This is a genomic window from Flavobacterium yafengii (assembly GCF_030010375.1).
GTDB lineage: Bacteria > Bacteroidota > Bacteroidia > Flavobacteriales > Flavobacteriaceae > Flavobacterium > Flavobacterium yafengii.
In genome coordinates, this window is sequence record NZ_JASCRY010000002.1 from 280,265 (window position 1) to 296,231 (window position 15,967).

Here is a 15,967-nt window from a genome sequence, read left to right on the forward strand (position 1 = left end):
ATAATGAAAATAAAAATAGCAGCATTAATACTTTTGTTAGGTTTTTCTTTAACCGTTAAAGCGCAAGATCCCATTTTTACCCAATATTTCATGGTTCCCGAAACTTTAAATCCTGGATTTACCGGTTTTTTAGAAACTACCAAAGCTGGAATATTACACAGAACCCAATGGCCGGATTTGAATTTTAGAGTCGATACAGATTATGGCTTTATAAATACGTGGTTGGAAAATGTAAACAGCGGAGTAGGAATAAGTGTCCTAAACCATAGAGAGAAATTTACCGATTATAATTTTACTCAAGTTAATCTTAATTATGCGTATCGGGTTCAGTTAAACGATGAATGGTTTTTTAGACCGGCTATTGAAGTTGGTTTTGGAAATAAATCGTTTGGTTTTCAGAATATTATTTTAGAAGATCAAATTAATATTGGCTTAGGAACCATCAATTCTTCCAGTGTAGATCCATTACTTTTGAATGAAAAAGTAAGTTTCTTTGACTTTTCTGCAGGAATGCTTTTCAATAATGAAAATGCTTGGTTTGGGCTTTCTCTAAAACATCTTAATAAACCTAATATTTCATTTTCAACCATTGGAAATGTCCCGTTAGAAATGTTTTTTTCTGCAAATGCAGGGTATGAATTTAAACTGGGGGATTATATTGATATCACCGTTTTACCTTATGAAACACGATTGCTTCTCACATCCAATTACATGACTCAAGGCGAGTACAGCCGATTTGATTTAGGAACTGGTCTTGTTTTTGAGAAGTTTTTCTTTGGAGTTAGCGGTGCTACAAATCCAGGAAAAAAAACGGATAAAAGTCATTTTTTAACTTCGATAAATGCCTTTGGAGGATTGCAATATGAGCATTTTAAATTTGGTTATTCCTATGATTTTAATACTTCTAAAATAGGAAAAACAGGTGGAATTTTCGAGTTGTCAGTAATTTATCAATTTGATTTGGAAGTTAAATGTTTTGGTTGTCCCAATTATTATTGATCTTTAATTTCATTAATACCGATTATATTTTATAATCTTTTTTTAATTAAAAAAGTTAAGCCGTCTCGAAAAATGAGACGGCTTTTTTTATGGGGTTTAGTTTGGTGATGAGATTTTTATTCTCAAAAATTATGTAATGCGTCTACTTTTTTAAATATTATAAAATTTTCATTGCTTTACGGGAAATCGTAAAGCAATGAAAATGAAACCATTTAGATTTGTTGATATAGATTATTGATGGTTAATTATCTATACATTAGCAGAAGTCATTTAATGGCACGAAGCCATCCAATTTGGAAGGATTAGTGCCACTTTATGGCTGCCAGTTGAATTATAGGAAAAATGATAAATCTGAATTAATCGCAACTTATAAAGTTTGATTAATCTGCTATTTAAACTATAAAACAAAAAAGGTGATCCGTTACCAGACCACTTTTTCAAACAAATTCTAAATTCTAAAATTAAACTAAGTCGAAACGGTCTAAGTTCATCACTTTAGTCCATGCTGCAATAAAGTCTTTTACAAATTTTTCCTGAGCATCACTATAACCATACACTTCGGCAAGGGCTTTTAGTTCTGAGTTAGAACCAAAAATAAGATCGACACGAGTTCCAATCCACTTTAATCCGCCTGTCATACGATCACTTCCTACAAAGGCATCATCAGATTCTGAAACTGCTTTCCAAGTCGTACCTAAATCAAGTAGATTCACAAAGAAATCATTTGTAAGTGATTCAGGACGTTTTGTGAAAACACCGTTTTGAGACTGATCGAAGTTAGTATTTAGCACTCGCATACCCCCAACAAGAACTGCCATTTCCGGAGTTGTCAAAGTTAATAATTGTGCTTTATCAACTAACATTTCCTCTGCTGAAACCGTAAATTTTGTCTTAACATAATTACGGAATCCATCCGCTTGAGGTTCAAGAACCGCAAATGATTCTACATCTGTTTGCTCTTGTGAAGCATCCGTACGTCCCGGTGTGAAAGGTACTGATACATAATGTCCTGCAGTTGCAGCTGCTTTTTCAATTCCTGCGCTTCCACCTAAAACGATCAAGTCAGCAATTGAAACTTGTTTCCCTCCTGATTGCGTGCTGTTGAACTCATTTTTGATGTTTTCAAGTTTGTTAAGCACTTTTTCCAGTTGAGACGGATTGTTTACTTTCCAATCTTTTTGTGGAGCAAGACGAATACGACCACCGTTAGCACCACCACGTTTGTCAGAACCACGGAAAGTGGATGCTGAAGCCCAAGCGGTAGATACTAATTCTGGTACAGACAATCCAGAAGCCAGAATCTTCGACTTAAGTGTAGCAATATCTTGGTCATCAATTAATGGATGCGAAACAGCAGGAACCGGGTCTTGCCAAATTAGTTCTTCAGCAGGAACTTCTGATCCTAAATAGCGTACTTTTGGTCCCATATCTCTGTGCGTTAGCTTGAACCATGCTCTTGCAAATGCATCATTGAATTCTGCTGGATTTTCAAAAAAGTGTCTTGAAATTTTCTCGTATATTGGGTCAACTCTTAATGATAAGTCAGTAGTCAGCATAAAAGGTTGGTGGCTTTTTGAAGGGTCGTGTGCATCTGGCACAGTACCGGCACCTGCATCACCTTTCGGTTTCCATTGATGTGCTCCGGCCGGGCTTTTAGTCAATTCCCATTCGAACCCGAACAAGTTTTCAAAGTAGTTATTGCTCCATTTTATTGGCGTAGTCGTCCAAGCACCTTCAAGACCACTTGTGATTGTATCACCTGCATTTCCAGTACCGTAAGTGTTTTTCCAACCTAAACCTTGCTGTTCAATAGACGCTCCAGCTGGTTCTGGACCCACGTACTTATTTGGATCAGCAGCACCATGGGTTTTTCCCAATGTATGTCCACCAGCAATAAGCGCAACAGTTTCTTCGTCATTCATAGCCATACGGGCAAAGGTTTCACGAATATCACGAGCTGCTAATAGCGGATCAGGATTACCGTCAGGACCTTCAGGGTTTACATAAATAAGTCCCATTTGTACAGCAGCCAGAGGATTTTCTAACGAACGATCACCTGAGTAGCGACTATTTGGAGTGTTACTAAGTGCCAACCATTCTTTTTCAGAACCCCAGTAAATATCTTCTTGTGGTTCCCAAACATCTTCACGTCCACCTGCAAAACCAAAGGTCTCAAAACCAGCTGACTCAAGCGCGCAGTTACCCGTTAGAATCATTAAATCTGCCCATGAAATTTTCTTGCCGTATTTTTGTTTTATTGGCCATAATAATAAACGAGCTTTGTCTAGGTTTGCGTTATCTGGCCAGCTGTTTAGTGGCGCAAAACGCTGCGTCCCGAAACCTGCACCCCCACGACCGTCAGCAATACGATACGTACCAGCACTATGCCAAGCCATTCGAATGAAGAACGGACCATAGCTGCCATAATCAGCCGGCCACCAATCCTGAGATGTAGTAATGACATCCATGATGTCTTTTTTCAAGACTTCTAAATCCAGAGACTTGAATTCCTCAGCATAATTAAATGTTTCTTCCATAGGATTGGAAAGAGAGGAGTTTTGGCGTAGAATGTTTAATTTCAATTGATTTGGCCACCAGTCGCGGTTACTTGTTCCCGTACCGGAACTTTGATTTGGAGCAACTCCACCAGAAAACGGGCATTTACTTTCTCCGTTGACGTTGTAGGATGTTGGGTTTGTGTTATTTTCCATAATATGATTGATTTTTTATTTACTTAAAGCGAATTTACCAAAAACTATCCTTATCTAATTTTATTTTCAATAGATAAAAACTATAGTTGTTGATGAGGTTTGTGATGCCTAAATTTACTAAAAATGTTTAATTAAATGGTTATCAGTTCATCTGTATATTATTAAGCTAGTACTAAATTCATAAATTATTGAGAATCGTTGTCCTTAACTTTTACTATTTTGATATGGCTGCATTAGAGGTTATAAAAATCTGGGAATTGCTTACCTGTAATAATAGTCTTCTATTTGGAAGTTTACTGATACCTAAAAAATAAATCATAATTTATTACTAAATCCTAGTCATCCTTGGAACTGTTAGCAGTAACTTTAGAAAAAAATAAAAAAAAATGAACTCATTTGAAGATAAAAATAATAATGGACAAAATCCAGTAACCTCTGAGTTTGAAGCTTGGGTTGGAATTTTATATTCTTGTATTTCTGCCGATAATCAAATTAAGGATTCGGAAACAGCATCGTTATCAAGAGTATTGCTTTCGAAACAAAAATTTATCGGAATCGATATTGCGCCTCTTTATGCAAAATCACTCAATTTAAGAACAGAACTGGGACAATTAAAATACATTTCGGCCTGTTGTGAACTAATTAAAGAAGAAGATAAAGAAACTGTATTTGCTCTTGCATTAGAAGTGTTACTAGCAGATGGAACATTGGAAAAAGAAGAAAAAAACGTAATTGAAATTTTATCAAATCGGTTAAAAATTGATGCAGAAATGACCAGTAAAATAATTGAAGTTATTTTCTTGAAAAATAAAGGAAATATCAAAGGGATATAAACCGGCTTCAAATGCGGTCAATTTTTAAAGCTTATCAAAGCTATTCAATAGTACTATAAACTGAAAAGAGTATTTCAATCTGAAATGCTCTTTTTTAATTTTATAACTTCTTTATCTTAAAAATATTACGTAATTTAGAGTATTCAAAATAGGAAACTAAAATTCTATAGGAACAATTCATAACTATTGTCTTTAAAAATCATTTATTATCAAAAAGAAACTCAAAATAGCTAAGGAAAATATTCACGAAAGACTGCATCGGGAGCCTTTTATCACACATCCGCGATTGAAGTTTATTCCTAATATTGTGCTCAACCTGATTAGCTTTGTCATTTCACTTGCTGTGGTAGGAACGTTGTTGTATTTACTGCTGAATTACTTGATAATGAAATTTTATCACTTGGATTAAAAGAGTTTTAAAAATTAAAATTGACTATAAAATTAATCGTACTCATATTTGTTTTGTTGAAAACATAATTTTTGTTGCCGTAAGTTTCACCCAAATTGAATTTGTGAACATACAATAGTTGTGCATCAAAACCTTTTAATAATCCTTGAAATTCATATCGAATGTCAGCATTAGTCTGCACATAGGAGGGCAATCCGTATTTATTCAATGCAAAATTTTTCACATCCGGTAAATCAAAATAACCCACTGCCAGTTGCGATTTGAATGCTTTTTTGGGATGTGTATAGTGTAATTTAGTCATCAACGCATTTACATCACCAAAACCTTCATTGCGTTCTCTTGGCATAAACGTATAAAAAGGATCTCGTCCCCATTCTCGGGGCATTAAATACCTTCCTTTAGCAGTTATTCGGTTGTAATTTAAAGTTAATTCCAGTGTTTTATTTTTCCAACCGAATCTTCCTCCAAAAGTTTGTGAGTTGCTGTTTTTTTGAAAATAAGTTTTGCTTTGATCTTTATTTCCACCAAAATTAAGCGCGGTTTGGTATGTCGTCTGAAATCCAAAAAGCAGTTTTGATTTTGAATTTAAAGTATAGTTATAGTCCATTTGGAACAATGCCGTATTAAATATATTTTCTACATATTGATTCCACAAAACTGTTTTTAAATACTGTATCGATTCATTTTGCACACCAAAAACATAAATTCCGTTACTGTCCAGATTCCCTGTATAATCAGATTTTGTTCCATCAGGATTCACACCGGTTGGATAAATTCCTATGGATTCTCCCACTTCAAAATATTTTAACGTGCTTCGCGGTGAAATTCCGTAGAGATAGCCCAAATTGATTTTAGTTTTTTTGATTTCATTAAAATCCACCCAAATTCCGTTTACTTCGGTAGGACGCATTCGGCCATCTTGCAGGTTTATAAATGAAGTATTAAGGAGTTGTTTTCCAAGGGTTACAGTCGAATTTTTATAGTTGTATTTCAAGTACAATTCTTCTAATCGGCTTAAATTGTCTTTGTTTGATGGGTTCTGGATATTAAAAAGTGCGACTTCATATCGATTGGGTGCATTGGTAATGGAATCTTTTTCAGTAAAATCAGAGGAACCAATATTAAAAATATAGTACCCGCTTACGCCAAATTGAAAATTATGAAATTTAGCGGTTTCAAACTTTACGCCTCCGCCAAGGGCATTCGCATAATAATCAGATAAACCCTTTTCATTATTTGTATTCATAAAAAAATAGCGAAAATGGCCGCTGAAATGTCCATTTTTGAAAGCATTTAAAATCGAGATTGAATCAATTTTTCCGTTACTTTTTTCTTTCCAAACGGTTGGTTTATCTAAAATTTCCTGATGTTGCGCTATTGTATTTATAGAAAAATGGAGAGAGGTAAGTATATAAATTATTATGAAAAATTTTTTCATTTTTGAACGTTTAGATTTGGTATAAAAATAATTCCATCAATATAATTGGGAAGTAACTTTTATCACATTGACCAAAAAAAAACAAAGCCGAATGTTCTATACATTCGGCTTTATAACTTTTGACTTTACGATTGAAAGACTATCTAAAAGTATAATCAACACCAGTAACTTGAGATAGCAATGTTTCTGGAGCATCCAAAATTATCGCGTTTTTTTCGGGTGTTGGCGTAACGGGAGAATTTTGTTTTAAATATTCTCTCATTACCGTATGCAAGGTTGAAGTTGTATTTTTGGCATCTATAACGCCTTTCATTCTGCAAAGCATATCCACAGGATCGCCATCACGTTCACATGCCATGATGGTATATAGTTTTTCAGAACCGATCGGAATATTTTTCACAGTAATACTTTGCACTCTTTTGTCCATTTCTGCAAAAGCATTGAATCGTACCTCCATTCCCTTGAATTTTACGACCCAACCGCCAAAACGTTTTGAAGCATCTTCGGCAAAGACATTATTTAATTCTTTTTCGAGCCAGTTTTTCAATTGCTTTCCAGTCACTTTTGCGGTTCTTACGGTGCTGTCCACGGGAAGCATATCAAAGATAAATCCGTTTGTGATGGGAATATTTCCTGTTTCATCCGGAGTAGTTTTGGGCGGGCAGAAACGGAATCCATTAGAAAGATTAATATCGATTTCAGGAAATTTCCAGTTTAGAGCATTCAAAATCATCGTGTCAATAGGATTTTCTACCACAAAATAACGGTACAAAGGAATCGTACTATAGCCAATAACCTGATTGATTTGTTCTTGATAAAGAGCTTCTTTCTCTTTTAATAATTTCTCAATTGTAGCATCGGGTTTTATTTTTGGAGAATCGACTTCTATTAATTCATAGCTGTCTTCAATGACTTTTCCGTTGAGGATAGTCAAATCTAATTTCCCAATAAAAGAACCGAAGGCTCCAGGTTCCACCACTTTAGAATACTTACAAACAATAGGTTTGCGGACTCTTTCGTGCGTATCGCCACCCAAAATATAGTTCACACCTTCACATTCTGGTCGGTTTGCCAATGCTATTTGCTGCGATAAACCCAGATGTGCAATTATAATTACATAACTGCATTGTTCCTGATTTCTTAGCACATCCACATAATGAGCCAGATTTTCTTCGGGATTAGTATATAAAATTCCCTTGCTGTAATTTGGACTTTGGCGCAATGGTACCAAAGGATCGGTGTATCCTAAGAAACCAATTTTTGCACCGGCAATATTCCAAATTATATACGGCTGAAAAATAAGTTCACCTCGTTTTCCTTCGCCTAAATCATGGTACATATTAGTACAAATTTTTGGTGCATCAAGAGAACCTAACAACGTTTGCATTTTTCTTTTTCCATAAATTACTTCCCAGTTTCCAGGTAAGTACAAATCGTAATTCAATGCATTTAAAATGGGAACAAAAGCTTCACCAGTGGTTTCTACGCTTAATTCGCTGCCTTGAAACATATCACCGGTATCAATAGTAAAAGTATTTGGGTTTTTCTTTTTTAACTGTTTCAATAAGGTTGCCATATAGGCATAACCGCCCGTTTTTCTAAAAACTGCTTTGCCATTTTCCCAGAATAACTCATCATGCGGATGAATCTGACAATGCACATCGGTGGTTTGAAGAATAGAAATTGTTTGCGGTTTAGAACCATCTATTGTTGTATCCAAGTTTATTTTTTCAGTCTGATTTGCATTTGCAATAGCGGAAATAGGCGAAATAATCGCAGCACCGAGGCCTAATGTCCCCACTGATTTTAGAAAATCTCTTCGGTTATTGCTCATGGTTTTAGGTTTGTTGGTTTAGTTTTTAACAGCTTTTTACAGAAAAACTACAGCCAAATTAATGGTGTAGGATGGTGTAAAATATAATTTACATTTTTAATTTAGAAACCACCTTTGACGTACGTCCAGCCTTGCTCTTGTTTTTCAACAATTTCAGCAAGTCCAACAGGTACATATTCTACTTCTGAAATTAATTGGTCTTTGTTTACTTTTTGACTTTTCATGGTGTTCTCACACACTAAAAAGCGGACACCTTTTGCCCGAAGCGCTTTTATGGCGTCTATTTGCTTTGATTTTGCAGACATTACTAATGGCAAACCCATACTGTGAATGACGACTTCGTATTTGGCATTTGGCCAATGTGTAGTCATATTTTTCAGTTGGTTTACAATTGCTTTCTGTTGCAAAGTATCAGTAGCATTGGTAAACTGGAAAACGATTTTATGGTTGTTCGGCTTTTTTTGTGCCAATGCTCCAATTGAAATCATGCTAAATACAAGAATAAATAAAAGGGTCCCGTTTTTCATAATTGAGTTTTAAGATTGTTTTTTTTCGTTTTTCTTTTTTTCGTCTTTTATGGGTTTAAAAGGTCCGAATTTATGTTGCGCTTCCGTAAAGGTATCAGAAAAAGGACCAAAAGGATGATCCAACGGTTTTTTAGAAATATTGGGCCAGTCTTGACTTAAATCTTTTGACGGTCTGTCAAGATTTTCCACATAAGCGGCGATATCCCAAGACTCTTCATCAGATAATTGAGGATTATCATATGCAGCGCCCAGTGGCATATTGTATTTTATATATCCGGCAAAACGACTGATTCTAAATAATCCCGCACCATTATTATACGAATTTTTGCCCCAAAGTGGCGGATACGTATACTCCTTTTTATCTTCTGCCAAAATTCCTTGACCATTCACTTGATGACAACTGGCACACTTTGCATCATACAATGCTTTTCCTTTTACAGGATTCGCAGCTCTGTCTAAATATTCTAAATCATAAATTCCGGAGGCATTTGCTTCTTTGCCTTTTTGCACATTACTGCCAATATATTCTATGTAGGCAATCATGGCTTTCATTTCTTTCTCGTCTTTTTTTAGAGGCTGGCCATTCAAACTTCTTTCGATGCAATCGTTGACTCTTTTGTAAAGATCTTCTACTTGTCCGCTTCGTGCTCTCATTTTTGGATACATAGAATATACAGAACCGTAATTATTTCCCCAAGGTTTTGTACCGGCATCTAAGTGGCAATTGTTGCAATTCATACCATTACTGATTTGTTTCACATTACCATTTGGACCCAAATATTTAGCCGTATGTGCAATTAAATCTTTGCCATATTCCACTTCTTGCTTTAAAGTTGCATCAGTAATCAAACTAATATCAGCTGGTTTCCAGAATTTTGCCATTTCGTTTTGCAAAATCACCTTTTTCTCGGCATCGATATAAAGGGAATCCGTATTAGTATCACTTTTTTGAAACCAAGATGTGATTGATGAATTGAAAAACAAAACCACGAACAATGATATTACTAAGAAAATAATAGTTGTAAACAGATAAATCAGCCTTTTTATCAGCGATTTAAATTGGACTATAGTTTGTTTTTCTGAATTCATATTTTTTTAATGAGGTAGTTTATCTCTAAAATAACCATATACCCAAGTTCCCACTACTGCGGATAATAAGGTAACAATCATGACGGTAGCGCCAGTTCCAATTTGTGCAAACAATGGCCCTGGACAAGCTCCAGTTATGGCCCAACCCAATCCAAAGATAAGTCCGCCGTAAATTTGTCCTTTGTTGAACGTTTTGTCGTGGAATTCAATTTTTTCGCCATAAATGGTTTTAATATTAAATTTTTTAATAAGAAAAACAGAAATCATCCCCACCACAACGGCACTTCCTATAATCCCATACATGTGAAATGATTGAAAACGGAACATTTCCTGAATGCGATACCAGCTGATTACTTCGGCTTTGATGAAAACAATTCCAAACAATAACCCGATGATTAAGTATTTTAAATTATGATACCACTTGTGTTCTAATTGACTCTCGTTGACACAAACGGTGTCTAAAGAACGCGTTTCGAAATCTGTATTTTGATCTTTATTTTGCATGTTTGATAGTATTAAATAGAAAGTATTAAAGGTAAAATGATATTTGCCATAATCAATCCGCCTATGAAGAAACAACAGGTTGCAATCAACGAAGGCAATTGTAAATTTGACAAACCGGAAATTGAGTGACCGCTGGTGCAACCTCCAGAATAACGAGAACCGAAACCAATAAAAAAACCTCCGATAACCATCATAAAAAATCCTTTTAGTGTGATTAAGTTTTCCCAAGAGAAGAGTTGTTCGGGCAACATTCCGTTGATATTAGTAACTCCATAAGACGCTAATTCTGTTCTTAGAGCATCGTTTATGATAATTGGATCTGGATTAGACAAAAAATTAAATGCCAAAACACCACCAACGAATATCCCAAATACGAAAAACATATTCCAGATTTCTTTTTTCCAATCGTATTTAAAAAAAGCAATATTTGCCGGTAAGCACATGGCACAAGTGTGTCTCAATGAAGCACTAATTCCAAAAGATTTATTTCCAATAATTAATAATGCCGGAACTGTAAGTCCAACTAATGGGCCTGCAATATACCAAGGCCAAGGTTGTTTGATGAATTCTAAAATTTCCATATTTGTTGATTTAGTACTGCAAAGATTATACTTATAAATGAGGAGTTGTGTTACTTTTGTCACACAACAAAAAAGATTTTAAAAAATCACATTGATTTTATTTTCTAATGTAATGATCTAACTTTTCTCGGAACGAATCACTATTCCAATTTGCAGTACCTATTTTGGCTAAAATTACATTTCCTTGTTTGTCAACAAGATATGTGGCGGGAATTGTTGACGACTCCATTTCTAACGGAGAATTTGTAACCGATTGATAGATAGGAAGCGTTAAATTTTCTTTGACTAAAAACGCATTTGCCTTTTCAAAGGAATCAGTTGTAACAAATAGAAACACAATTTTATCCTGATAGTCAGCATATAATTTTTGCATACTTGGCATTTCTGCAATGCAAGGCGGACACCAAGTGGCCCAGAAATTAATAAATATCATTTTCCCTTTATAGTCTTCCAATGTCACACGCTGCCCGTTAGCATCGACTAATTGCCATTGGTAACTGGACAGCATTTTTTGATCCGTTACTGCAATTGTTTTAGGCGAAAAAACGATTAAGCGGTTTAATTGTATTTTTACAAAAGTGCCCAAAGGACTAAACAGAAGCAGTGCTATAAATAGGATAAAAGCAATATTTTGTAGAGTAGATTTTTTTGGTGTTTTCCAGTTCATTTTTTATTTTTTTGAATCAGTGCTATCTTAAAAGATATGCTTTTTAGGATTTATTATTTTTGTAAAAGTCTTTCGGCATACGAACTTTGATTATTACAGACGATAGAATTGTGATAACACCTATCAATATAATAGCATAATTTACCCCAAATAAATCAGCGGTTATTCCTGAAATAATCGCGCCTATCGCATAACCTAAATCTCTCCAAAGTCTAAATGTACCAATACTTTCAGCTCTTTGAGTTGGATTTGTGGCTTGAGCGATGGCTGATAAAAAAGTAGGATAAACTAACGCAGTTCCAAACCCCAATAAGGCTGAAATAGTTGCTAATTGATACATTTCGGTACTAAAAGGAATAAAAAGAATCGCAATTCCTTGTACTAACATTCCCCAAAAAAGCATCTTTTTCTTCGAATATATATCCGACATTTTACCGGTTATCAATTGTCCAAAACCCCAAACGGTGGGATAAATTGCAGTTATAACCCCAATATTTTGTGAATTATAATGCAATGAAAGTAAGACAATTGGCAAAAGCCCCCAAATCATGCCGTCATTTAAATTATTGACTAATCCAGCTTGGGTTACTGCACTTAACGTTTTGTTTTTGAAAGTGGTTTCTATAAAAATATTGTCTAATTTTTTGGTTTGATTGGTGGTGTTTTCTTGGTGTACAAATACTCTGGTATCTTTCACAAAAAACAAAGTCAATAAAAAACCAATTATCGAAATTCCAATTCCCAGATAAAAAGGGTAGGGTGTAATGCCATATTTTTGAGCGATATAACCTGACAGGAAAGCAACCAATCCAACGGCAAAATAACCTGCAAATTCATTGAGTCCCATCGCCAGTCCGCGATCTTTTTCTCCAACCAAATCAATTTTCATCACCACCGTACTGCTCCAAGTAAGTCCTTGGCTGATGCCCAATAAAATATTGGCAAAAATAACCCAATTCCATGATTCTGCATGTATCAAAATGAAAGGAATAGGAATTGCGAGAACCCATCCAAATAGCAGTAAATTTTTTCTGCCGAAACGATTCGCTAACTTACCCGTAAAATAATTGGTAATGGCTTTAGTGATACCAAATGCTGTAATAAATGAAAGAATAGCTGTTTTTGAAGCTATACCAAATTCAATTTCGGCAAATTTTGGAATAATCGTTCTTTCCATTCCTATCATCCCGCCAACAAAAGCATTTACGATTACCAAAATGGTAAATTGTTTCCAATTTTCCTTTAGCCCGAGTTTCATAGTATTCATATTCTATTGTTGAATGGTTTATTTTTAATTCCCAAAAGGACCAATATTTTCCCATTTATTTTTGATGTAGCAATAGGAAGTAAGGCATTAAAAAGAGTTGTACTGGAATTACTCGTAATATTCTAATTGGTAATCACCAATGTGTTTTTTGTTTTCGGAAATGGATTTTTTATGCTTGAAATAGTTAAGAGTTCCAAGTAAAAGTATCACGAATGAAATAATAAACAACGCCATTTCAATCAGGAAACTATTTTCTACTTTTAATAAATTTCGTAAACTCAATCCTGCAATCAAAAAGTACATTGCCGTTCTCAGGAATGCAAGAAATGTAGATTGATTGGCCAGTACAGTTCGTTGTAGCGCTAATCGTTCTCTTAAAATTAAGTCTTTGTTTATTGCCTTTGTATCTTTCATATCAGTTTTTTTCGAGTTAATTTCAAAAAGTAGTTCGGTAGTTTTTGTTACATTTAATGCAATAAATTCATTAGTATCTCTTAAAAGGTCTATCAAATTTACTTCTTTATTTACATCAAATTTCGATTTCTAAATAAGTGTGCAGTTTAAAACAAATATATTCTTGTTTTAAACTGCACACTACTTTAATAGCACCTTTATTTATTTGCTTATCGCTTCATTTACATCCATCCAAGTACCGCCATTAGTGACATTTTTAAAACCATTTTGTTCCAAAATCATTTTGGCTTGACCGCTACGATTCCCGCTTCGGCAGAAAACAATAATATGTTCTTTTCCTTTAAATGTAGCCAATTGATTCGGTACTTGATCCAAAGGAATATTTGTTGATCCTTTTACGTGACCTTCTGCAAATTCTGCAGGCGTGCGAACATCTACGAGAAACGCGCCATCTTTTAGTATTTTTTCCATTTGTGTTGTGTCTTTTTTTGAAAACATATTTTTAAAAATTCCGAACATAATTATTTGTTTTATGATTTTAATACTTTGCTTTGACAAACGAAATCAGTCTTAGGAACTGTAGTTTTAGCTATCGCTCCAAAACCACCTTCAATTTCTGTAAAGTTTCGATATCCTCGTGCTTGCAAAATTGATGCGGCCATCATGCTGCGGTATCCTCCGGCACAATGCATGTAAAAATGTTCTTCAGGATTGATGTCTTTTACCCAATCATTGACATAGGCTAATGGTCGGCTGTAGGCTTCATCAACATGTTCTGCCTCATACTCACTTTCTTTACGGACATCGATTATTTTGCTTTCGCCAATTTTCACTTCTTCTGCAAATTGTTCCGCACTGATGCGATTTACAGTGTCGATTTCAAAACCGGCTTTTTTCCAAGCTTCAAAGCCGCCTTCTAAATGTCCTATTAAATTATCAAACCCAACTCGTGTTAAGCGCGTTACGGTTTCTTCTTCAAGTCCCGGTTCAGTCACTAAAATAATTGGTTGTTTTACATCGGCAATTAAAGCACCAACCCAAGGAGCAAAATCGCCATTGATACCAATGTTTATGGACTGTGGCACATATCCTTTTGCAAAATTACCATTGTCTCTGGTATCTAAGATTAAAGCACCGGTTTCTTCTGCGACAGCTTCAAATTCAGTTGCATTAATTGCTCTCATTCCGTTATTGAAGACATTTTCAAAGCTTTCAATCCCTTTTTTGTTCATGGCAACGTTCATCCCAAAATAGGCTGGAGGAGGCAATAAACCTTCGGTAACTTCTTGCACAAATTCGGCTTCGGTCATATTGGCGCGCAAAGCATAATTTGTTGCTTTTTGTTCACCAATGGTTGAAACAGTTTCTTTACTCATATTTTTTCCACAAGCAGAACCCGCGCCGTGAGCCGGATATACAATTACATCATCAGCCAGAGTCATTACTTTGTCTCTTAACGAATGGAATAATATGGCGGCCAGTTCGTCTTGTGTCATGTGTGCTGCTTTTTGAGCTAAATCTGGACGGCCAACGTCGCCAATAAATAAAGTATCTCCAGAGAAAACGGCGTGGTCTTTTCCGTTTTCATCTATTAATAAGTACGTGGTACTTTCCATAGTATGTCCCGGCGTGTGCAATACTTTTATTTTGATATTACCAATTGCAAATTCTTGGTTGTCTTTGGCAGAAATAAATTCAAACTCAGGATTGGCATTGGGACCATAAACAATTGCGGCTCCGGTTTTTTTGCTCAAATCTAAATGTCCTGAAACAAAATCAGCATGGAAATGGGTTTCGAAAATGTATTTCAATTTCACACCGTCTTTTTCCAGTCTTTCCATATAAGGTTCTGTTTCACGAAGCGGATCAATAATGGCTGCTTCACCATTGGAAGTAATATAATAAGCACCTTGTGCTAAACATCCTGTATATATTTGTTCTATTTTCATATTCTTAAATTTTTTCTTTATTAAATTATAATACAAAGATATAGCATGAATTTAAGGAAGATAGTGACAAATGTTACACAACAAAAAAAGTTGCCGTAATAGTAAATTTTTAAAATATAATTCTTGTGTTTTCTGGGAATTGCAACACATAACTACTTTTAAAAAACAAAAAAACACCAGCTATTCAACTGGTGTTTCTATCATTAATTAACCAAACTAAAAAATTAATCAATAACTATTGTATGCGTTACAAACTCAGTAGCCGTTTTTTTGAATTTTAAATTGTAGGTTCCTACAGCAGTAGATTTGAACTTGTAAACAACAGTTTTACTTGTTGGCGTCGTTCCGCAATCTGCTCCTTCATACTTAGATTCAACTTCAATCGTTTTTGTGTTTGCAGCTGCAGTTTCGATAAACTTGTTATAAGACCCACAATTGTTGTCCACTGAAAAAGTCACAGTTAATGGAACTTCAACATTTATGTCACCTGTTACAGCGCCTTCAACTTTTGTTACCAATGAAGTTTTAGTAACTGTATTTGGTGTGTTGTCATCATCGCTGCATGATGTGAAAGCTGTTGAAACTAATAGTACAATGACTGCTGCTTGTAATCTGAAATTTTTCATAATTATTAAATTTATTTGTTACTCTAAGGATGTCAAAGAGAATGAAAGGTTGCTTTTTGCATTCTGTTAAAAAATGCTTTGGCGATTATTAAACGGCTTATAATCCTTTGAATGAGTCA

General features: G+C 34.9%; 15 protein-coding genes. 2 read left to right on the forward strand and 13 right to left on the reverse strand.

All coding sequences use genetic code 11. The features are described from left to right. The first annotated feature begins 3 nt into the window (after positions 1-3). A complete protein-coding gene (locus QLS97_RS08790; protein ID WP_282715985.1) occupies positions 4-999 on the forward strand; it encodes a PorP/SprF family type IX secretion system membrane protein in 996 nt (331 codons plus the stop codon). 461 nt (positions 1,000-1,460) lie between these two features. Here QLS97_RS08790 and katG read toward each other — a convergent pair whose 3' ends face one another. Continuing rightward, the gene (gene katG, locus QLS97_RS08795) at positions 1,461-3,710 is read right to left on the reverse strand and encodes a catalase/peroxidase HPI (RefSeq protein ID WP_282715987.1); all 2,250 of its coding nucleotides are present in this window, start codon (positions 3,708-3,710) and stop codon (positions 1,461-1,463) included. 386 nt (positions 3,711-4,096) lie between these two features. Between katG and QLS97_RS08800 the strand changes: the two genes are divergently transcribed. After that, positions 4,097-4,543, forward strand: coding sequence for a tellurite resistance TerB family protein (locus tag QLS97_RS08800; protein ID WP_282715989.1), 447 nt, complete (start codon positions 4,097-4,099; stop codon positions 4,541-4,543). Positions 4,544-4,959: 416 nt separating this feature from the next. Here the strand turns inward: QLS97_RS08800 and QLS97_RS08805 are convergent, their stop codons facing one another. The 12 genes from QLS97_RS08805 to QLS97_RS08860 form a co-directional block, all read right to left on the reverse strand. Then, entirely contained in the window at positions 4,960-6,390 is a 1,431-nt protein-coding gene (locus QLS97_RS08805; protein ID WP_282715991.1) for an OprD family outer membrane porin, read from the reverse strand. Positions 6,391-6,529: 139 nt separating this feature from the next. After that, a complete protein-coding gene (locus QLS97_RS08810) occupies positions 6,530-8,224 on the reverse strand; it encodes a bifunctional metallophosphatase/5'-nucleotidase (RefSeq protein ID WP_282715992.1) in 1,695 nt (564 codons plus the stop codon). A 101-nt stretch (positions 8,225-8,325) separates the two neighbouring features. Next, positions 8,326-8,751: a DsrE family protein gene (locus tag QLS97_RS08815; protein WP_282715995.1), complete on the reverse strand. Its 426-nt coding sequence runs from the start codon at positions 8,749-8,751 to the stop codon at positions 8,326-8,328. A 9-nt stretch (positions 8,752-8,760) separates the two neighbouring features. Then, on the reverse strand, positions 8,761-9,840 hold the full coding sequence (locus QLS97_RS08820; RefSeq protein ID WP_282715997.1) for a c-type cytochrome: 1,080 nt from the start codon (positions 9,838-9,840) through the stop codon (positions 8,761-8,763). A 6-nt stretch (positions 9,841-9,846) separates the two neighbouring features. Next, the gene (locus QLS97_RS08825; protein ID WP_282715999.1) at positions 9,847-10,344 is read right to left on the reverse strand and encodes a DUF6691 family protein; all 498 of its coding nucleotides are present in this window, start codon (positions 10,342-10,344) and stop codon (positions 9,847-9,849) included. Between the two features lie 11 nt (positions 10,345-10,355). Continuing rightward, a complete protein-coding gene (locus QLS97_RS08830) occupies positions 10,356-10,919 on the reverse strand; it encodes a YeeE/YedE family protein (protein ID WP_282716477.1) in 564 nt (187 codons plus the stop codon). 103 nt (positions 10,920-11,022) lie between these two features. Beyond that, a complete protein-coding gene (locus QLS97_RS08835) occupies positions 11,023-11,592 on the reverse strand; it encodes a TlpA family protein disulfide reductase (RefSeq protein ID WP_282716001.1) in 570 nt (189 codons plus the stop codon). Positions 11,593-11,635: 43 nt separating this feature from the next. Continuing rightward, complete coding sequence (locus QLS97_RS08840) at positions 11,636-12,850, reverse strand: MFS transporter (RefSeq protein WP_282716003.1); 1,215 nt, start codon at positions 12,848-12,850, stop codon at positions 11,636-11,638. Between the two features lie 117 nt (positions 12,851-12,967). Further along, positions 12,968-13,273, reverse strand: coding sequence for a DUF202 domain-containing protein (locus QLS97_RS08845; protein WP_282716005.1), 306 nt, complete (start codon positions 13,271-13,273; stop codon positions 12,968-12,970). Positions 13,274-13,474: 201 nt separating this feature from the next. Beyond that, positions 13,475-13,744, reverse strand: coding sequence for a rhodanese-like domain-containing protein (locus QLS97_RS08850; protein ID WP_345956941.1), 270 nt, complete (start codon positions 13,742-13,744; stop codon positions 13,475-13,477). A 59-nt stretch (positions 13,745-13,803) separates the two neighbouring features. Further along, positions 13,804-15,222 (reverse strand): MBL fold metallo-hydrolase, encoded by a 1,419-nt coding sequence (locus tag QLS97_RS08855; protein ID WP_282716009.1) that lies wholly within the window; start codon positions 15,220-15,222, stop codon positions 13,804-13,806. A gap of 224 nt (positions 15,223-15,446) precedes the next feature. Further along, positions 15,447-15,848 carry a hypothetical protein gene (locus QLS97_RS08860; RefSeq protein ID WP_282716011.1) on the reverse strand — a complete coding sequence of 134 codons (402 nt, stop codon included), beginning with the start codon at positions 15,846-15,848 and terminating at the stop codon, positions 15,447-15,449. Positions 15,849-15,967: the final 119 nt, after the last annotated feature.